Below are 19,238 nucleotides of genomic sequence, written 5' to 3' on the forward strand. Positions count from 1 at the left end.
CCCGGTTCATGCCCTAAGGCATGAATACCGTTGATTCGGAATGCCACACGGGCTTCATACCGTTGATTCTGATTCATGCGATGTGCATTCCTAACCTCGCCTATTTTCACGAAGTGCGCTTTCTGAGGGCGCGTTGTTAAGTAAAAAAATGTCTGAAACTTCAGCCACAATCTCATGTAGAAATTGCGACACACAGATCGTCGTAGAAACGTTCATTAAAAACTTTAAGGTCTGTCCACACTGCGACTACCACCATTATATGCGTGCGTACGAGCGACTCGACCTCATCGTAGACGCAGGCAGTTTTGAGGAATACGATGCGGATCTCTATTCTATTGATTCGTTAGAGTTCCCGGAATATCCGCAAAAACTGGAGAGAGATATCGCGAAAACAGGACTCAGATCGGAGCTGCTTTCGGGCATAGCGAAAATCGGGGGCTATTCAACGGCCATCGCGATTGGGGATGTGGGTTTTATAGGGGGAACCTGCGGTTCGGTGATTGGCGAAAAAGTTACTCGGTGTATCGAACGCGCGCTTGAAGAGAAACTGCCGTTAGTGATTGTTTCCGTGAGTGGTGGCATGCGGATGCAGGAAGGCACACTTGCCTTGATGCAGATGGCAAAAACCGCCGCCGCCTGCGTCGAATATACCAAATCAGGAGTTTTTTATATTTCCGTTGTCACCGACCCGACTTTTGGGGGGGCTACTGCGAGTTATACTTCGCTCGGGGACGTGATTATCGCCGAACCGGGTGCTCGCATCGGATTTGCGGGTCCGTTAGCCGTTGCGAGTCTTCGCGAAGAACTCCCAAAAAACTTCCAGAAAGCAGAATCGCTACTCGAACATGGATTCGTTGACTCCATTGTCCACCGTGCAGATATGCGCCAGACGCTTATTGATCTGATCACTTTTGCGTCCTAATGCGCGAAGCTATGGACTCTCTTCTGTAGACAAAAAAACAAAATTCACCCCAACACTCACACAGTACACACAGACGAATAAACAGGATATGAAACTATTATCAACGCTATCCGTTAATAATAGTGTATATTTATAAAATGATAGCGTGTCGTTAAAAGTATCAGTACCAGCACAAGACGCCTTATATTTTTTAACCTAACAAAGAGACTAAACTGAAAGTAGATGTCTGCTAAACCATTACATCCACGAAAAATAAAGAGAATAGGAACAAGACATGTCGAAGTCACTCGTTGTTGTTGAATCACCAGCGAAAGCAAGAACCATCAAAAAGATTTTAGGCAGGGATTATATCGTCGAATCCTCCGTTGGACATATCCGCGACCTACCGACGAAAGAACTCGGTGTCGATATTGAAAACGCCTTCAGACCGAAATACGTCCTGATTCGTGGGAAGGGCAAGGTTGTGAAATCGCTCCAAAGCGAAGCCCGGAAGGTGGAGAACATCTATCTCGCCGCAGACCCGGACCGCGAAGGCGAGGCTATTTGTTGGCATCTTGCCGAAGAACTGAAGAAAACCAAGAAACCCATCTATAGGATAACCTACAACGAAATCACGAAAAGTGCAATTTTAAATGCGATCGAGAATCCAGGCGAGATTGATATGTCGCTCGTTGATGCCCAACAAGCCCGCCGCGTGCTCGACCGGCTCGTCGGATACCAGATTAGCCCGATTCTATGGCGAAGTGTTAAACCGGGTCTCAGTGCTGGCAGAGTCCAATCCGTTGCGGTACGACTTATCTGTGAACGCGAAGAAGAGATTGAGAAGTTTGAACCTAAAGAATATTGGACACTCACGGCAACACTGACCCCAATTGATGTTGAGCATCTTTTTCCTGCCAAATTACATAAGATTGGTAGCAAGAAAGGTGAGATTAATAATTACGGATTTCGCATAGATGAAGAACGTGCGAAAGAACTCACCGCAGATGCAAAAACAAAGAACTACGTCGTTGAAAAGGTCGAAAAACGGGAGCGTAAACAGCGTCCGGTTCCGCCGTTTATAACGAGTACCTTACAACAAGAAGCGTCTCGAAAACTACGGTTTGCTGCCAAAAAGACGATGTTCATTGCCCAACAACTCTACGAAGGATTAGAAATCGGGAGCGAAGGTTCGGTTGGACTTATCACTTACATGCGTACCGATTCGACGCGCGTTGCTCAAGAGGCGGTTCAAGCAGCACGAAACCACATTAAAAACACATACGGTGAAGCATATCTACCTGCTCGTGCTGTTAATTATCGGAGCAAAAAAGGGGCGCAAGACGCGCACGAGGCTATCCGTCCGACTGTCCCTCTGCGAACGCCAGCAGAATTGAAATCCTATCTGAACAACGAACAGTACCGTCTTTACGACTTGATTTGGAAACGATTTATAGCGAGTCAGATGAATCCTGCTATTTTGGACGCAACAACGATTGACATCAAAGCAGGAACTTATCTTTTTCGAGCGACGGGTTCAGTCATCAAGTTTAACGGATTCAGACGTATCTATATGGAAGGTAAAGATGACACCGCTGCCAAGGAAAACGAAGTTAGTGAAGAGAACATCAACTTACCTATAGTCAAAGCAGGTGACGCACTGGATCTGCGTAAATTGGAACCGAAGCAACACTTTACACAACCGCCCCCGCGTTATAACGAGGCAACACTCGTCAAGATGTTAGAAGCAAAAGGAATTGGACGCCCCAGTACTTATGCGTCTATTTTGTCAACAATTCAGGATCGGGGTTACGTGACCAGAGAACGCAGGCAGCTTGTACCTACAGATGTTGGAAGACTTGTCAACACGTTACTTATTAAAGGTTTTGAGAACATCGTTGACGTTAGATTCACAGCAGAGATGGAGGAGCAGCTTGACACCATCGCAGAGGGTAAAGTTAAGTGGTCCCATACTTTAGGCGAATTTTATCCATCCTTCCAAACGGCTTTGCAAGAAGCACCTGACAAGATGTATGAAGCCCGAAAAGCGATGGAAGAAGAATCCGATGAAAAATGCGATAAGTGTGGAAGTAACATGATTGTTAAATGGGGTAGGTATGGACGGTTCCTCGGATGCGCGAACTACCCGGAGTGTAAGAGCATCAAACCGCTAAATGCAGATGATACGCCGCCTCCAGAACCTGAACTGACCGATACCGAATGTGACAAGTGCGGTAAGCCCATGGTTATCCGGACGAGTCGTGCCGGTAGTAAATTTTTGTCGTGCAGCGGATATCCGAAGTGCAAAAATGCTAAACCGATCCCAATCGGCGTTGATTGTCCAGAAACCGATTGCGACGGTTACCTCGGTGAACGGCGCAGCCGCCGTGGCAGGGTCTTTTACGGGTGTAGTAACTATCCGAAGTGTGAATTTTCAACATGGGATAAACCGCTCTCGGAATCTTGTCCGGAATGTAACGCCCCATTCTTGGTTGAGAAAACAAAAAAAGCGAGAGGTAGTGAAACCGTGTCTACCTTCATCGCTTGCCCTTCGTGTGAATATACAAAATAGTTGTCAGTTGTTAGCTGTCGGTCTTCAGATACCACTTGACCAACTGCTGACTACTGAAAATGGCTTCGGCTTTCAAAGCGAACGCACCGATAACGATTAAAATGATACAGGTACACCAGGTCAGTTTCAGTTACGATGAACTTAGCGTGCTTGAGAAAGTGAGTTTTCGTGTTGAGCGCGGCGAGTTTGCTTTTCTCGTTGGTCCGAGCGGTTCAGGAAAGACGACCCTCTTACGACTTTTATATGCGGACTTAGCTCCAATAGGTGGTGAGATGAGTGTTGTTGGACAACAACTCGCTGAACTGAACAAGGTAAACCTTCCGTATTTTCGGCAAAAAATAGGCATCGTTTTTCAAGATTTTAAGCTATTAGCGGATAAAACAGTAAAGGAAAATTTGGCACTTCCACAGAAATTAGTGGGTACGGCACCTCGGTTGTTAAAAGATAATGTGAATGAAATTCTCCATCAAATGGGGCTGAGCCATCATCAAAATGCGCGCCCAGCAGAAATATCCAATAACGAACGGCGCAAACTTGCTATTGCGCGAGCCATTATCAATAAACCTCTATTACTGATTGCAGATGCCCCGACAGAAGGCTTAGATTTACGCCTCTCGCTTGAAGTCATGGCACTTCTTGATGCACTTAACTTCCAAGGCATGACCGTCTTTATTGCTACAGCTGACCGGAAACTCGCCGAGAAATGTAATAAACGAATTATTGAACTGAAGGACGGTGCGATCCGTTGGGACCCGTCGTCAGCGTCCATCTGAAATGCAGTCAAGTGATGCTTCTATGCCTCTCACTGTTTTTCTTCATTTTGGTTAACAGAGAAGACTTAAAAAAACATGCGTTACCGCTTTCAAAACGCCATCTCCCATATCTCGCGTGCGGGTAGCTCAAACCTTATGAGTATCGTGGGGATTGCGTTTGTTGTAACCTTGCTTGCCGTTCTACTGCTAAACCACTCGTCTATATCAAAAAGTTCTGAATTTAAAGACCATTCCCCAACGCTTGTAGCCTTTCTAAAAGACAGCGTCGACGAATCAGAAGGACGCACGCTGCTAAGCCAAATAGAGAAAAGCGGACACATCCTCGCTGCGAATTACACCTCAAAAGCAGAAAACCTCGCTCGCGGTGAAACTGAGTTTCAAGATTTGGGAATTTTGATTAAGGAGGCGTTCGCGGAGACGAAAGGCGTAAATCCATTTCCTGCATCCCTGAACATCTATGTAGACGAAGAATTGATAACACGCCGCGTATTAGAGCAGATCGCTTTAGAGATGAAAGGATACAATGAAATCGAAGATGTGACTTTAACAGGACAGGGACAGTTAAATGATCGGTTGCGGAGTTCGGAGCGAACAGTTTTGATTGGTATCGGCGTGGCAGCTATTGTTGTTTGGTTCATTATCGGTTCTCTTTTAAACAAAACAGCGGCTGCACGCGCTGAAGAGATTACCCTCATGAAGTTACTCGGTATGCCTCGACGCTATCTCCTTGGTCCCTTTATCTGGCACGGAATTTTCCTCGGCGGATTCGGTGCCGTGTGTGGACTTGGCTGCTTCTATGGAATGTTTTACATATTCAGATCTGAATTAGGGATAATCGACTTTCTCAATATCTATCAACTTATCTCGGTCGTTGTGGGTAGTATGCTCGTCGGATCCTTTGTTGGTTTGATTACACAATGGAAATATACCTAAAATCTTGTAATCGGAGACTATGAATAATGACAAACCGTGACATTAGTGAGGTATTCAGAGCGATCGGGTCTCTGTTACAAATCCGCGGTGATGATGCCTTTCGCGCACGCATTTATGATCGAGCAGCCGATATAATTGAGGATTTTCCATACGAACTCGCCTCTGCTTCCACCCAACCAGACACATCCACGTACGACCCAAAAGCATTAGAACAACTTCGCGCCACACCTGGTATCGGGAAAGCCATTCAGGATAAAACGGTTGAAATTCTGGAAACCGGACGCTGCAAATTCTATAATGATCTGGCAGAAGAAACAGGGACCGGTATTCTCGAGGTGCTGAAACTCCGAGGCATCGGTATAAAAACAGCCAGCAGATTTTACCATGAATTTGGTGTTAGGAGTCTTGAGGACTTTCAGGCATTGTTAGAGAGCGGACAACTTAGGGGTATAAAAGGGATCGGACGCAAAACGCTCCGAATGATAACTGAGAGTTTGGCGTTTCACATAGAACAGAAAAAACAGCGTCCACTCTGGAGTGTTTTACCTATCGTTCAGCAGATTGTCGAGAGTTTAGCCCAATTTGTAGCGGAAGGATGGATAACACGGGAACCTGAAGTCACAGGAGATTTGCGTAGGCATGAAGAGACATGTCGAAGTATAGAACTCATCATTGAATGCCAAGATGAGAGCGTATTTCAGCTTGAAAATGGGACGCTTACGCCTCCGCTACAATCACTGCTTGAAGTGTTCTCACAAACGCAATTTGGACCAGCGTACCTGATAACAGATTCGTCAGAAACATCAGAGAACCCCGGTTCGTCAATAATTTTCAAAACGGGCTCTGGTGAAACTCGACAAATTCAATACGCATACGATGCGGACGCTACAACTCTTATCGAAAAACGTCAAGACGCATTGACTGGCGACGGACGCGATGCACTTCCTGCCATCCAATTCTGTATCGACCAAGATTTCCCAGTGTCTATCTATTTATCCAGTGCTGCCACCTACGAATCAACGCTGTTTTTAACAACAGGGACAGACGAACACCTCGCCGCACTTACTGAGGTAAAGCCGTCAGGATCAGAAACTAACTTCAATGCAACGCGCAATCTAACGGAAACGGAAATTTACAACAGATTCGGTGTCCCTTATATTCTACCAGAACTCCGACAAGACGAAACATCCGTTGCAGCAGCGAAAGATAATACCTTGCCGAATCTGGTTGAATTTACGGATTTGCGGGGTGACTTGCACGCACACACCGACTGGAGTGACGGACGACATACGCTTCAGGATATGGTAGCAGCGGCGAAGGCAGAAGGTCTGGAATACTTCGCTATCACGGATCACTCTGTCTCTTCCACCGTCGCGAACGGGTTAAATCAGACGCGACTTCTCGCACAAGTAGCACAAGTTCGTGAATTAGATGCCCAAACCGAGGGTATCACAGTTTTTGCTGGCTCTGAGGTAGATATCCGACGACACGGTGAGTTGGATTTTCCTGATGAGATTTTAGCCCAACTCGATATTGTTGTTGCAAGCGTTCATAGCCTTTTCACGCTAACCGAAGCGGAGATGACAAAGCGCATCATTTGTGCAATTGAGAATCCGTTCGTTAACATCATCGGTCATCCTACAGGTAGGATGCTCGGATATAGACCTATGTATGCGTTGAACATTGAAGAGGTCATCGCAGCTGCGGCAGAAAATAACACGGTATTGGAAATTAACGCATCCTTGAGTCGCTTAGACTTGGACTCCCAATTTGTCAGGATGGCAAAAAGCGCGGGCGTGTTATTATCGGTCAATACAGATGCCCACGGCATCGGACAACTTGAGCGTCGTAGATTCGGACTGAATGTTGCGCGTCGCGGGTGGTTGACCAAAGCCGAGGTTATTAATACATATACTTTAGGGGAATTGCGCGAGATATGTAATATCGGTGCGCGCCCATAAAAGGCGCGCCGACTGTGCTTACGCTAAAGCCGCGAGTTGGGTCAAATGCCAATTTGGGTCCTCTAACGCCTCGTAAACGACCCCGCCTTCTACCTTCTCAGGCATTGGGAGTCCTAACAGATAGCAAAGCGTTGGCGCGACATCAACAACGCGAACCTGTCTTTGTAAAGCGATTCCTTGCCGGACACCAGCCCCGGATAAAATAAACGTAGAGTGCTGTCCACCAATTCCGAAACTGACAGACGGGAGCTGCTTACCGTGTGCGCCATCGAATTCGGGTCGGAGCGCGTAAACAACATCGCCTACTAAATCGCCATGTAGGTTGAACATCTCGGCATCTGCGCGGGTGACGGCTAATGTAAACGGATGTCGTCCCGTTTCTGCGTCCTTATAGGTATGGAGTGCAGCGATAATCTCTCGTTGCGTCGCTTCATAGTCCTCAGGTGCAACGATTCCATCGGGTTCACGTCCGGCTAAGTTAATAAAGATATGCACCAAACCGACGTTGACTGCCCGTGTTTTTGTCCAGTCGATTGCGCCGCTGGCCTCCCTAACGATAAACCCAGTCTCTTCAAGCACTTTTTCGATATCGACAGCACGGAATTGGTTTGGCGTTCCCCCGTGATCGGCACAGATGAGGACGACTGTATCGTCATCAGCACATTCTACGATCCGCCCAATCATCTGGTCCACAGACGCATACGTGCGTCGCAATCCCTCACGACACCGGTGAATTGTCTCCGGTGCAGCACCGCTAATTTCATCTGCTTGGCTGAGGAAGAAATGACTGGCGTAATCGGGAGCATGGCTCTCCACCATCAAGACATCCCAATCGTTGTTTTTTGCGAGATGCGTTGCGACATCGGCGAGGCGTTGGTGGTGGTAGTCTAACACCTCAAAATAGGTATCATCGTCCATCTGTCCCAGAGCATCGCGCGCGGGGTTTTGAAGGAACGAGCCGATTTCTGTGTCAATCGCGGTGGCGACAGCTTCTGGAACCGTGTAGCCCGTCCGGGGCCAAATCTGTGGCACGAAAAGTTCAAAAGCATCAGCTGTGGCGGTGAGGGTAACAAGCTTCATTCGCACGTAACCTTCTACGTCTTTACCATCAATCTCAAAGGCATCCAACCACCACTCACTCCATTCACCGACCCCGAGATCTGCGACGGCATCGTCTCCAGAGCGACTTTTGCAAATCCGTATTCGGTCGTAGCCGTTATCTTGAGAGGCGTAAATTAAACCATAAAACTTCTTTGGGACCCGCGCTTCATCAGAGGCATCACCTTCGGAGTGGACTGAAGGCATCACATCTTCCCTGCCACGCGCCAGAGGTCGGATAGTAAGTTGGACGGCTTGTACCGGTTCTGCAGAATCTGGCAAGGCATCCCAATCAGTATCGTCAATAGGCGTAATGGTTACAGGATCAACGTGTCGGACCTTTTGCAGTGCGCTTGGGTCGAGTGTTTCCGGGTCGCGCTGTCCACCGATAGGACGGGGTGCCCATTTTCCTGCGACAAAGAGATGATACCCTGCAATCTGATGGTGATTCGAGACGCCGGGTCCGGTTCCCTCAACCTGAATCCCAGTTTTCACAGTGGGGGGCCAAGACATCTCCCACTTCACCAAAATCGGTTTCCCACCTGCCCGCTCTACAAGGTTCCATAGATATTCAGATTGGCACAAACCGGTGTTAATGCCCCATGTCGTTTTATCAAGGCGTTCTCCGAGGGCGCGAATGTTGAAGTCCATCACTCGATGTGTGCCGGGCCACGAACCCGTAGAGAGCGCGGTCCATCCGGGGGGTGTCAAAGTGGGAAATACACCAATCATCGGTCGGTAGACCCCGTTCTGGAGGAGCCTCGCCATATTCGGGGTGTGTCCCCAGTCAATCATATTTTTCACCAGTTCCATGCTCGCCCCATCCATCCCGACAATAATTGCCCGTTTTGCGGGGGCATGTTGTGTGCGTTTTGCCATTCAGACCTCCTTTTATGCCGATTATCCCCAAAAAGATTTAATTAATGATACGATAGCTGCTAATGCTGAGCCCAATGCTATCCAGATAGCAGCCTTCGCGTCTTGGTTTGATGTGGCTTCCTGTCTTCCTTCAAATTTCCCCCGAATCCATCTAACGTCCCCGTGAAGATTGGTTACGTCTTTTTCCACGGCTGCTAACCTACTATTTATTCTCTCGTTCATTTTTTCCATTCTGTCTTCCACGCGTTCTATTCTGTTTTCTATGCGTTCAGTTGTGCGTTTGAGATCTTCAATAGCGCTTAACATCCGTTCTCTGAAATCTTGGTCTGACATGTTTTCGTCCTCCTTTTCTCTATCTATTATGACATAGATTGTCGGAGAATTCAATCAACATTTTGTCTGCTATGGCACGCGTTGGATATAGATGTCATAATCTGGACCGCGTGCATCGCTCCAGACGATAATTGCTGCGTCAAGACCTGTAGCCACGGCTTTCGGACTAATTTGCTCTTTCGGGGCACTGCAGACTGGGATACCATCAATCTCCCAAAGCGGGTTGCCGTCAGCATCGAGTCGTTGGGCATAGATTGCATCCTCAGTTGAATCCCCAAAGTCCTCCCGATAGTCGAGCCAATAGACGATAACGCCTGCATCATTAGTAGGCAGGAGCTGCGGGAGCCTCTGGACACCCGCCTCAGTGCATATAGGCACCCCGTTTTGTAAGTCAACATCTTCACCATCCCAGAGTGCCTTACCGTTTGCGTCAATACGTTGTGCGTAGAGGTCAGCGAAAATATTTCGTTCATCCCACCAAGCCACGATGAAACCGCCAGTTCCATCAGAGATGCAGTGCGGTTGTTGCTGATTGACCTGCAATTCACAGACCGGAATACCATCTTTCTCCCACAACGCCTCCCCTTGCGCCGTTATACGTTGTGCGTATAACTGTGCTCTCGTATAAAACTGCGGGTCATTACGGTAATCCGACCAGACGAAGAAGACCCCACCATTTCCATCACTGGCAGCAACAGGCGCGCCCTGGTTCCCCAGTGCTACACAGACGGGGATAGGCGCAGTTTCGGCATCAGTGCCAGAATTCCACAGCGGCGTTCCGTCTGCTGAGAGTCGCTGTGCGAAAATGTTCCAATCTGGGGTGCTAATATCCCACCATGCAAAAATAGCACCGCCTTCCCCATCAGCAATGAGAACCGGATCGTATTGATCTCCCTCACCACTATAGACGGGGACACCATTCGTCTCCCATAACGGTTTTCCAGTGCTATCAATTCTCTGGGCATAAATATCTTGATTCTCGTTCCGCCAATCTTCCCATACGACAATCACCCCACCTTTTCCATCTGCGATAGCGTTGACATCATCTTGCAGCGTTGGATGTGTACAGACAGGGATACCCTCAGCCCCCCAGAGTTTATTGCCGTCGGCATCAATGCGCTGTGCGTAGCTGTCTTGATTTCCGTGTCGCGTATCACCCCAAACGAGAATGGCACCCCCCTGTGTGTCGCCAACAATCAGTGGCCAACTCTGTGATGAGGGTAGATCGCAGATTGGGACACCGTCGGTTTTCCAGAGCACATCGCCTGTAGCACTGACGCGCTGGGCATAAATATCACGATTCGCGTTACGTGCATCGCTCCACGCCACGATCGCACCGTCTTTCCCATCGGGAACAAGGACAGGGAAATGTTGTTCGTTTTGTGCTGTGCATAAGGGTAGGTTTTGCGTTGGGGAAGTCGTCCATTCTGCGCTGGCTACATCTATTCGCATAAACATGGAAAGGATAGCGAGAATGAGACACATTGGAAGTGATAGAAAAGAACTGCGGTTTGAAGGCGTGTTCATAGCGTTCCATAGAGAACGAAGAAAATAATGCATTGTAGAAAGAATGAGTTGTGTAATCACGCCGCTTCTTTGCGGTTAGATTAGCAATTCATCCCCGATTGGAAAGAATTGGTCTGCGATTTGTTGTAGATCCATGGAGGTATTGTGTTCAAAAGCGACAACTTCGACCCGTTTATCTTGTTGCTTGATGAGTTCAGCGAGTGGGCAAAAGTCGCCATCGCCGCTGGCTAAGATGACGACATCCAATGATCCGAGCATTGAAACGACATCTACAGCAATCCCGACATCCCAATCGCCTTTCGCCGAGCCGTCACCGCGTAAGCGTAGATCTTTGCTCTTAATCGTATAACCGTTGTGTTCAAGGAGCGAAAGAAAACTGGATTGGTTGATTTCGGGTATCTGAACAACATAAGCGTAGGCGACCATGAGGTATCGGGGGCCGACGATCAGATCGAGCAGTTTGATATAATCAACTCTGCGTCCGAACCGGTCTTTAGCGGCATAAAACATATTCTGTACATCGACGAAAACACCGACGCGCGGTTGTTCCGATGTCATACCGTAAGGTCTTTGACTCGCGTTAAGCTCTTGTGTATCCAAATAAGCAAGGGTTTGACGAATTTGGTTCAGTGCCCCCCGCGCCGTTTGATGGCAACTCTCCAAGGTATCGAAATGGTTGTCTAAACTTCTTTGAAAATCTTCAAGTTCTTGATGCTCTTTATAGATCGCCTCTTCAACCAATTTGAGGTCGGCAGTAAAAGTCTCTTTCACCGCCTTAACTTGCTCATATTCTTTTAGTTTTTCTGCTAATTGGCCCTTCTCAACGATGAGTAGCTCACGCTCTTCAGCGAGTTGTTGAAGTTCCGATGTTTCATCAATATAGCGTGCGACTTGCTCACGGAGAATACGATTCTCCTCTTCAAGTGTTTTCAAACGCTTGTTGTTCTCGTGATAGGCATCCGCCTCGCTTTTCAACCCTCTGTTCTCTTGTAATAAAAAACTGCGCTGTTGATCGAGCCGGTCATGGCTCTGCTCCAGCGAAGTATAATCCGCCTTGGAATTTGCCAATTGTTGTTCAAGCTGCGCAATTTCGGAAACGGGAGCATCCGATTGCTGCCGGCCATCTTCCGCATCGTAGACATACTGTGGCTGAATTTCTTCCAACTGTTCTGTGTTCGGTAGGGTTTCCTGTCCGTTTACGTGTGGTTCTTCTAATGATTCATAAGTTCTGTTAAGGAGTTGATAGCCGTGTTCAACAACTTCTCGACGTTTATCCGTTAAGAGTGCCCAGACAATCTCGGCAAAATCACCGGCTTCAATGAGCACCTCAGATGTTTTAAAAAAGGTTTCGATTTCGGAGACTTCCATGTAACCGACTCGGGAGATCGCTCCTTGCGCCTTTTCGGTAAAGAACTGGCTCGCGAGTTCTTCCACTGAAGACTCACTATTTTTTTCAGGAGATCTTGGTGCGTACGCCCCATCACTCTCAACAGCAATCTTGGGGTCGCCAGTTTGATGCAAAAAAGCATCCGTCAGACTTGCCAATAACTCCCGCTTCGACAATGCGTATAACCGGTCAAAATCCGGCACAATACTGGCAGAAGCACTCAATTGGAAGACCTCTCTTTCATCTAAGAGCAGATCGAGGAACCATGTGAGTTGATCTCGCCGTATTTTCAATTTTAGATCTGAGTTTGGCATAAGTACGTGGGCTCCAAAGGATGTAGGAAATTAAATTTTGATAATTTTTTCTCGTCCATGTTGCACAGCGTGTGTAGCGTTGCGCGTATCAACGACTAATTGGGCGTGTTCAACAAGCCACTTATAATTTATGGCACTATGATCCGTTAGAATGACGACACAGTCGGCATTTTGGATCAAAGCCGCTGTCAACGGTTCCGAACGATAGGTTTTCTGTTTATCAAGAGACAAGGTCTCTACATAGGGGTCATGATACAGAAATTTTGCTTTTTTGTCAAGAATTAAACGAATTACTTCGAGTGCTGGCGATTCGCGAGTGTCGCTGACATCTTTTTTATAGGCGACACCGAGGATTAATAATTGCGCACCCTCAACGGACTTACGTTGAAGATTCAAGGCGTGAACAATCTTATCTACTACATATTTGGGCATCTCGTTGTTAATTTCGCTGGCAAGTTCAATAAAACGTGCATGGTATTCATACATCCGCGCCTTCCAAGAGAGATAATGCGGATCAATAGGGATGCAGTGTCCACCGAGTCCGGGACCCGGATAGAACGGCATGAAGCCGAAAGGTTTAGTTGCAGCGGCATCAATGACTTCCCAAACATCCAGATCCATCCGGTCACAGATAAGGGCAATTTCATTGATAAGCCCGATATTGACGCTTCTGAACGTGTTCTCCAGTAACTTGACCATCTCAGCGGTTCGGGGGGAAGAGACGGTATGCGTCTTGTTGATGAACTGCTCGTAAAATGTTTTGGCAACATGGGTGCATTGTGGGGTAACACCACCGATAATTTTAGGTGTATTCGTCACGAAGTAGGTGCTATTTCCGGGCTCAATGCGTTCGGGTGAAAAAGCGAGATAGAAATCGCGTCCTACCTGTGCGGGATGGGAATCTTCGGTTTTTCTAAAATGTGCTTTGAGGATTGGAAGGACGATTTCTTCGGTTGCACCGGGGTAGGTGGTGCTTTCAAGGACGATTAGCTGCTCGGTGTGTAAATGGTGTGCGACTTGCTCGACTGCGGCGGTGATGAACTGCATATCAGGCGTTCGGTTCTCACGCAAAGGCGTTGGCACGCAGATGTTGACGGTATCCAATTCACGGAGCACAGCGGCATCGGTCGTGACTTGTATCTGTCCAGATGCAATAAGCGGTCCGAGCACGGCATTGGTGACATCTGGCACATGCGATATGCCCCGTTTCAACTGTGCTATTTTGTGTGGACAAATATCGATACCTGTGACTCGGAATCCGGCACGCGCGATAGCAACCATAAGCGGCAATCCGACATAACCGAGCCCGATAACACCCGCATGAGCAGTCCGGTTTTCTATTTTTTCAAGAATCATCTTTTTAATTTTCCTTGCGGGTCGGTCAGGTGGGTTCGGACTCTCTCGTGCTTTTGCGTAGACCCGCCTGCGCCGTTGTTGCAGGCTACTGTTTTGGTGTAATGTTTAGAAGCACAAGACTTACGCGATTTTGATCATCGCCAGCGTCTTGAGAGAGGGGTCATCCAAAAAACGCAGGCGGTCTGTAGTACAACCTAACAAGTTATGCCCAAAGCATCCTGCGTAAGTCCTAAGTGTTAAAAAACCGGAGCCAGCGTGTTGCTGCGTAAAGGTTCGTGAATATCTTGTCTGGGGAGCACTCCTCTTTATTCCCATACTGATCATACTTAGCATTAATGTAATCGTGGTAACTCTCTTGCCCAAGTCCGGTTAAGACAAGGCATGTTGTGGTCCCAGCACGCCTACCCGCCTGAATATCTGTAAGTACATCGCCAATGAAATATGCGCTTGAGAGATCAATATTATGTTCTTGTGCAGCACGCTTTAGCATGCCGGGTTTCGGTTTTCGACATTCGCAACCGGCATCAGGATGATGCGGGCAGTAATAAACAGCGTCGATTTCTCCACCTGCTCTTGCGATCTCGGCAATCATTCGAGAATGAATATCCTTCAGGTCCTCCTCCGAATAAAGGCCTCTGCCAATCCCTGCTTGATTGGTTACGACAAAGATGCGATACCCGCTTTGTGTCAGTTGTTGAATTGCGCTACGGGCACTTGGAATAAAGGAGAAGTCTATCCACTTCCGGACGTAACCCATATTTGGAGGGTTCCGATTGATAACGCCATCTCGATCAAGAAAGACAGTTTTCATTCTTATAATAAGACCTCATGTCAGCCCTTGCCACGCAAACTAACAGTTTGCGCTACATAAGAGGGACCACGCAACTGTAGATACTTATACCATTTCTAAAAGTTTATCTCGCATTAACCGAACCCACTCACGTCACACCCGGTAGGTGCGGTTTCTAACCGCACCGAGCAGTGCTGAAAAATAGCCAACCTTTTAAGAGGAATTATCAATTAGAATTGGTATTACTACGCAAACTAATAGTTTGCGCTACATAAGAGGGACCACGCAACTGTGGAATTCACTAATTGCCTGGTGGAGTTCCTCTGATGTGACGGTTGCACACCCCATTTTTCCGACAACAATCCCACTCGCGAGACTGGACAATACTGCAGCCCTATGAAATTCGGCTCCTGCGGCAAGGGCAAGCGTGAATACTGCAACAACAGTGTCCCCCGCGCCTGTCACATCCGTTACAACGCTGGAATAAGGGGGTAGATGCTTCACTTGCAGGCTCCCGTCGGTTTCTCGCTGAAACAGAGACATTCCGTCGGCATCACGTGTAATTAACAACGCCCCAAGCGATAACTGATCCAAAATTTTCTCTCCAACAGTAATCAGGTCTGCTATCTCGGTAATTTCTTCATGAACAGCGGCACTGGCTTCTTTATGATTCGGTGTCAGCGCGGTGACACCCTCATAATACCAGAAATTATCGCGCTTTGGATCGACGACGACCGGCACATTGTAAAATTGTGCCTGTTTCACCACTTCCTTGATAAGTTGCGCATTCACAACCCCCTTATCGTAGTCAGCAAAAACAACGGCATCACTTGCTGGCAATTGAGAGCCCACTTCAGCTAACAGATGCTCTGACAATCGGGTAGAAATTTTTTGCTTAGACTCCCTATCAATGCGAAGTAGATGTTGTCCGGGTTCCTGCTTTCCCTCAGCGAAAGTTGAAGTAGCAGCGCGGGCAATTACACGGGTCTTCGTGCTTGTTGGTCGTTCGGAATCAATACAGACTCCAGCAATACCCAGATTCATTTCGGTAGCCATCTGGATTAACTTTTCACCGGTTCTGTCTGACCCGATTACACCGACAAGCGCCGCGTCCCCGCCAAGGCTTGCGACATTCTGGGCGACATTCGCCGCCCCTCCGCAACTGCTCGTCTCGGTGGACGTTTCAAAGACTGGCACAGGTGCCTCAGGCGAAATCCGAGTCACATCACCCCAGATATATTCATCCACGATGATGTCGCCAATAATCATCACCCGTTTGCCTTGAAGTTGTGTAAAAAGAGTTTTTAGATTCACGAGAGTATATTAGCATAAATCCGCGCGTTAAAGCAATAAGATAATCAAGGGGAGTTAGCAGTCAGCGCAAGAAAGTTTGCAAGTGTGCTAAAGTTGGAAAGTTGTTGGGTCGTTAGGATTACCTTTCAACTTTAGGCACTTTAGATCGCTTTTTTCTCGGTCTGAATCAGGATTTGCAGGATTCAAAAATTGACGGGATCATACGGAGGTGAATATTGGTTAACGGAACAGTATATTTTAATCAATTAACGTAACGGCATATCTTAATCAATTTTCGTTAAAAATGTTACACTAAATGTTACACCTATGTCCCATTTGGTGTGTTGCCTGTAACGTTATAGAACCCAGTCACCGTAAGGGTTTGTTGATGTTTAATTTCCTATTTTTTCTCTTGTGTAAAAAACGCAATTTTGCGAAAAGTGTAACATTTTTGAGTTAGCGGTCAGCGGTCAGGGCGTTCCGCTGCGCTCTACTCTCAGCGGTCAGCGGTTAACAGTTAGTAAAAAACTTCTGTAGTCTGTTGAAAATGTTTGTGTCGGTTTCCGCGCCAGTATTTTGTCGTGAGATACAATATTCACCTCTTTGGAAAGTCTTATGATATATTATACGCTATTTGCTAACTTATGTCAAGTTAAAATGTGTTGGTGATTTATATACTTAAGGATTTAGTTTCAAAAACTTTACACACTCGTTATTGACTGCTCGCTGAAGAACCTGAAGTTAAAGCACGACTGACAGAAGTTATCGACACCGCTCTGGATTTAAATCACCTACGAAGTTTGATTGAGCAACATGTCCTGATACATGGAACGATTGACACCACTCAACTGGGCAGCATCCGTGACGAGATGTCACGCGCCGAAGCCCGGCGTTTGCAACCCCATTTCATCGCGTCCTTAGTGAACTGCTTGCTCGGGCAGAGCCGCCGGGCTAAAAGTAGATTCCTTTCAGGCGAGCGCGCGTCGCTCTTCTGCTAAATCTTCGTATACAATCTTGGCAATTTCGGGTCCAATTTCCTGAAGTTTTTCTTCTAATCCTGCCTCTTGGATAGGGACAGTCGCGATGAATGCACCTTTGTGTAGGTCAAGAGGGAAGCCATCCTCTTGCTCAACACCCTCAAGGGCGTATCGAACCCGTCCCATAAAAAGCGGTCCATACCCATCTTGATATTGCAATTCTACGCGAAGGAGTTCAATAGAGTCGGTAAAGGGCACCCGTCCTGCTAACTCAAGCGGCTTAATTGTGAGATTCATCTTGTTAACGGTATCAACAATATGTTTCATGAGAGGTTCCTTTTCATTCTGAAAGTTGCAACTCTGGATAAACATCAAAACTATTCTTTACACAAGTTGCCGGAATGATCCCATGCACAAGAATTTCGGAATCTCGTAATGCACGCACAAGTGTCTCTAATTCAATTGTTAGGTTCGGTGTGCGCGGAATGCCTTCACTTGTGGGGGGCTGCATTGCGCGTTGTGCCAGAAAATGTTCCATATTTCCGGGATCAACGATGCCTATCAAGAAGCTAGGCAGTCCATCGTGCTGGTAGGGCGGTCCCGGTTCTGTCGGCAGCGCTAGCGTCTGTACGACCTCCTTAACTGGATCAAGAAGTTTTAATCCACGTGGCAGCGGCTCCTGAATCTCGATTTCATGGACATAAGCAGGCTGACTTGATGTAGGGGGCCGTGTACTACTTGACATTGCATAGTGCCAAGCCACTCCGTACGAACGCGTGAGAGAAATAAATGGACTGTTAACAGTGCTTCTTGCAATATGATCCATCAACCGAGTTGTTGTAGATTCCATCCCGGGGCTCCTTGCAATGAAACCTCGCTCTAAGGGGTTGTTGAGATGCCAATAAGTACCGATGCCTGCCCCGCGATAAAATATCGCCATAAGTCATCTTTTTTTATTATTTTGTCTTTTCTAAGATGAGAATCTCACGCTTTTCCCATCGTTTACTCCGGTTATACTTCTGTATCAAGGCAATTAAGGCATTTATCAGAGACATTCAATTGTCCATTGATTCCGATTTGCATGTATTATATTATCGCGCATTTTTTGAATTAAGTCAAAACTATTTTCACGCAAAGGCCTCACAAAACCGATTGAAATCAACCGCAATAGGTGATATACTATAAGGTGATAGTGAAATTCCTGCTTGGATGGAAATTGGACGAAAAAAATGAATAACGAATTCGTCTCAACCATAACAGAGCGCATTGTGCGTGAATTTGACTCGCTGCAGATTATCCTCTTCGGTTCACAGGCACGAGGGGACGTAGATCGGGATAGCGACATAGATCTGCTCGTAGTTTTCGCGGAGCTCACGGATAAACGGAAAATTGCCATTGACATTGATCGCGCACTATCTGACATACCCGTGGCAAAGGACATCATTGTATCAACACCGGAAAAGTTAGAACGCAGTCGCACGCGGATCGGCTCGGTGCTGCGGTATGCCCAACAAGAGGGTAAAATTCTTTGGAAGAGTCGGGGCGCAGCCGCACGTCGTGGTATACCTAACAAGGAGGTAAAGTTTGCTATGCAAACGACGGATCGACTCGCAGATACTGCCCGCTGGCTCCGCCACGCGGAGGAAGACTTAACAACAGCCGAAACCCTTTTAGGGCATCCACACGTGCCCCCGCGCCAAGTCTGTTGGCACGCGCACCAAGCCGCTGAAAAGGCACTAAAAGCAGCATTAATTTTCTTACAGATCGATTTTCGGAGAACGCATGACTTGAATGTGCTACGGGATCTGTTGCCTGAGCGTTGGCAACTCAAAACCGCGCTGCCAAACTTGAGGGGCCTAAACAGATGGGCAATTGAAGCCCGCTACCGAGAGGACGGTCGAGAAGCCACGGAAACAGACGCATCCACGGCTGTTGAACACGCACGCGCTGTCTGGACCTCCGTATCTACCGAACTTGCACAACACGGTTTTCCTGTAGCGGAAGCAATATGACGATGTATAAAATATTTCGGAATTAGTCGTTTTGGACTTAATAAAATTTAGTGCTTGACAATTTTTCCCAAAAATTGTATAGGTATTGTTTACATTTAGAAGTTATTGACATTTTGCGTATAACTTGGTAAA

General features: G+C 47.3%; 15 protein-coding genes. 6 read left to right on the forward strand and 9 right to left on the reverse strand.

Translation table 11 applies throughout. The annotated features are described in order from the left end of the window. Nucleotides 1-148: 148 nt before the first annotated feature. The 5 genes from OXN25_19740 (at nucleotide 149) to OXN25_19760 (ending at nucleotide 7,140) form a co-directional block, all read left to right on the forward strand. Entirely contained in the window at nucleotides 149-922 is a 774-nt protein-coding gene (locus tag OXN25_19740) for an acetyl-CoA carboxylase carboxyltransferase subunit beta (GenBank protein ID MDE0427092.1), read from the forward strand. A 274-nt stretch (nucleotides 923-1,196) separates the two neighbouring features. Then, a complete protein-coding gene (gene topA, locus OXN25_19745) occupies nucleotides 1,197-3,473 on the forward strand; it encodes a type I DNA topoisomerase (protein MDE0427093.1) in 2,277 nt (758 codons plus the stop codon). A 59-nt stretch (nucleotides 3,474-3,532) separates the two neighbouring features. Then, nucleotides 3,533-4,246, forward strand: a complete 714-nt coding sequence (locus tag OXN25_19750; protein ID MDE0427094.1) for an ATP-binding cassette domain-containing protein — start codon at nucleotides 3,533-3,535, stop codon at nucleotides 4,244-4,246. A gap of 75 nt (nucleotides 4,247-4,321) precedes the next feature. Next, nucleotides 4,322-5,179 (forward strand): permease-like cell division protein FtsX, encoded by an 858-nt coding sequence (locus OXN25_19755; GenBank protein MDE0427095.1) that lies wholly within the window; start codon nucleotides 4,322-4,324, stop codon nucleotides 5,177-5,179. 26 nt (nucleotides 5,180-5,205) lie between these two features. Continuing rightward, nucleotides 5,206-7,140, forward strand: a complete 1,935-nt coding sequence (locus OXN25_19760; protein ID MDE0427096.1) for a PHP domain-containing protein — start codon at nucleotides 5,206-5,208, stop codon at nucleotides 7,138-7,140. Between the two features lie 18 nt (nucleotides 7,141-7,158). On the opposite strand, the gene OXN25_19765 is transcribed toward OXN25_19760, so the two are convergent. The 9 genes from OXN25_19765 to OXN25_19805 form a co-directional block, all read right to left on the reverse strand. Then, complete coding sequence (locus tag OXN25_19765) at nucleotides 7,159-9,117, reverse strand: alkaline phosphatase family protein (protein ID MDE0427097.1); 1,959 nt, start codon at nucleotides 9,115-9,117, stop codon at nucleotides 7,159-7,161. A gap of 21 nt (nucleotides 9,118-9,138) precedes the next feature. Beyond that, nucleotides 9,139-9,450 carry a hypothetical protein gene (locus OXN25_19770; protein MDE0427098.1) on the reverse strand — a complete coding sequence of 104 codons (312 nt, stop codon included), beginning with the start codon at nucleotides 9,448-9,450 and terminating at the stop codon, nucleotides 9,139-9,141. A gap of 69 nt (nucleotides 9,451-9,519) precedes the next feature. Continuing rightward, nucleotides 9,520-10,977: a hypothetical protein gene (locus tag OXN25_19775; GenBank protein MDE0427099.1), complete on the reverse strand. Its 1,458-nt coding sequence runs from the start codon at nucleotides 10,975-10,977 to the stop codon at nucleotides 9,520-9,522. Between the two features lie 75 nt (nucleotides 10,978-11,052). Further along, nucleotides 11,053-12,678, reverse strand: a complete 1,626-nt coding sequence (locus OXN25_19780) for an NYN domain-containing protein (GenBank protein ID MDE0427100.1) — start codon at nucleotides 12,676-12,678, stop codon at nucleotides 11,053-11,055. A 30-nt stretch (nucleotides 12,679-12,708) separates the two neighbouring features. Beyond that, on the reverse strand, nucleotides 12,709-14,034 hold the full coding sequence (locus OXN25_19785; GenBank protein MDE0427101.1) for a nucleotide sugar dehydrogenase: 1,326 nt from the start codon (nucleotides 14,032-14,034) through the stop codon (nucleotides 12,709-12,711). A 229-nt stretch (nucleotides 14,035-14,263) separates the two neighbouring features. Next, entirely contained in the window at nucleotides 14,264-14,845 is a 582-nt protein-coding gene (gene gmhB, locus OXN25_19790) for a D-glycero-beta-D-manno-heptose 1,7-bisphosphate 7-phosphatase (GenBank protein MDE0427102.1), read from the reverse strand. A gap of 246 nt (nucleotides 14,846-15,091) precedes the next feature. Next, nucleotides 15,092-16,138: a D-glycero-beta-D-manno-heptose-7-phosphate kinase gene (gene rfaE1 / locus OXN25_19795; protein MDE0427103.1), complete on the reverse strand. Its 1,047-nt coding sequence runs from the start codon at nucleotides 16,136-16,138 to the stop codon at nucleotides 15,092-15,094. Between the two features lie 947 nt (nucleotides 16,139-17,085). Further along, nucleotides 17,086-17,421: a hypothetical protein gene (locus tag OXN25_19800; protein MDE0427104.1), complete on the reverse strand. Its 336-nt coding sequence runs from the start codon at nucleotides 17,419-17,421 to the stop codon at nucleotides 17,086-17,088. Nucleotides 17,422-17,434: 13 nt separating this feature from the next. Further along, complete coding sequence (locus OXN25_19805; protein ID MDE0427105.1) at nucleotides 17,435-18,034, reverse strand: hypothetical protein; 600 nt, start codon at nucleotides 18,032-18,034, stop codon at nucleotides 17,435-17,437. 289 nt (nucleotides 18,035-18,323) lie between these two features. On the opposite strand from OXN25_19805, the gene OXN25_19810 reads away from it, so the two are divergent. Beyond that, nucleotides 18,324-19,106, forward strand: coding sequence for a HEPN domain-containing protein (locus tag OXN25_19810; GenBank protein MDE0427106.1), 783 nt, complete (start codon nucleotides 18,324-18,326; stop codon nucleotides 19,104-19,106). Nucleotides 19,107-19,238: the final 132 nt, after the last annotated feature.

The organism is Candidatus Poribacteria bacterium (genome assembly GCA_028820845.1).
Classification (GTDB): domain Bacteria; phylum Poribacteria; class WGA-4E; order WGA-4E; family WGA-3G; genus WGA-3G.

Excerpts from the sequence above, each read along its gene's own strand:
- OXN25_19740 (MDE0427092.1), top strand. The coding sequence starts at position 149 with ATGTCTGAAACTTCAGCCACAATCTCATGTAGAAATTGCGACACACAG.
- topA (MDE0427093.1), top strand. The coding sequence starts at position 1,197 with ATGTCGAAGTCACTCGTTGTTGTTGAATCACCAGCGAAAGCAAGAACC.
- OXN25_19750 (MDE0427094.1), top strand. The coding sequence starts at position 3,533 with ATGGCTTCGGCTTTCAAAGCGAACGCACCGATAACGATTAAAATGATA.
- OXN25_19755 (MDE0427095.1), top strand. The coding sequence starts at position 4,322 with ATGCGTTACCGCTTTCAAAACGCCATCTCCCATATCTCGCGTGCGGGT.
- OXN25_19760 (MDE0427096.1), top strand. The coding sequence starts at position 5,206 with ATGACAAACCGTGACATTAGTGAGGTATTCAGAGCGATCGGGTCTCTG.
- OXN25_19765 (MDE0427097.1), bottom strand. The coding sequence starts at position 9,117 with ATGGCAAAACGCACACAACATGCCCCCGCAAAACGGGCAATTATTGTC.
- OXN25_19770 (MDE0427098.1), bottom strand. The coding sequence starts at position 9,450 with ATGTCAGACCAAGATTTCAGAGAACGGATGTTAAGCGCTATTGAAGAT.
- OXN25_19775 (MDE0427099.1), bottom strand. The coding sequence starts at position 10,977 with ATGAACACGCCTTCAAACCGCAGTTCTTTTCTATCACTTCCAATGTGT.
- OXN25_19780 (MDE0427100.1), bottom strand. The coding sequence starts at position 12,678 with ATGCCAAACTCAGATCTAAAATTGAAAATACGGCGAGATCAACTCACA.
- OXN25_19785 (MDE0427101.1), bottom strand. The coding sequence starts at position 14,034 with ATGATTCTTGAAAAAATAGAAAACCGGACTGCTCATGCGGGTGTTATC.
- gmhB (MDE0427102.1), bottom strand. The coding sequence starts at position 14,845 with ATGAAAACTGTCTTTCTTGATCGAGATGGCGTTATCAATCGGAACCCT.
- OXN25_19800 (MDE0427104.1), bottom strand. The coding sequence starts at position 17,421 with ATGAAACATATTGTTGATACCGTTAACAAGATGAATCTCACAATTAAG.
- OXN25_19805 (MDE0427105.1), bottom strand. The coding sequence starts at position 18,034 with ATGGCGATATTTTATCGCGGGGCAGGCATCGGTACTTATTGGCATCTC.
- OXN25_19810 (MDE0427106.1), top strand. The coding sequence starts at position 18,324 with ATGAATAACGAATTCGTCTCAACCATAACAGAGCGCATTGTGCGTGAA.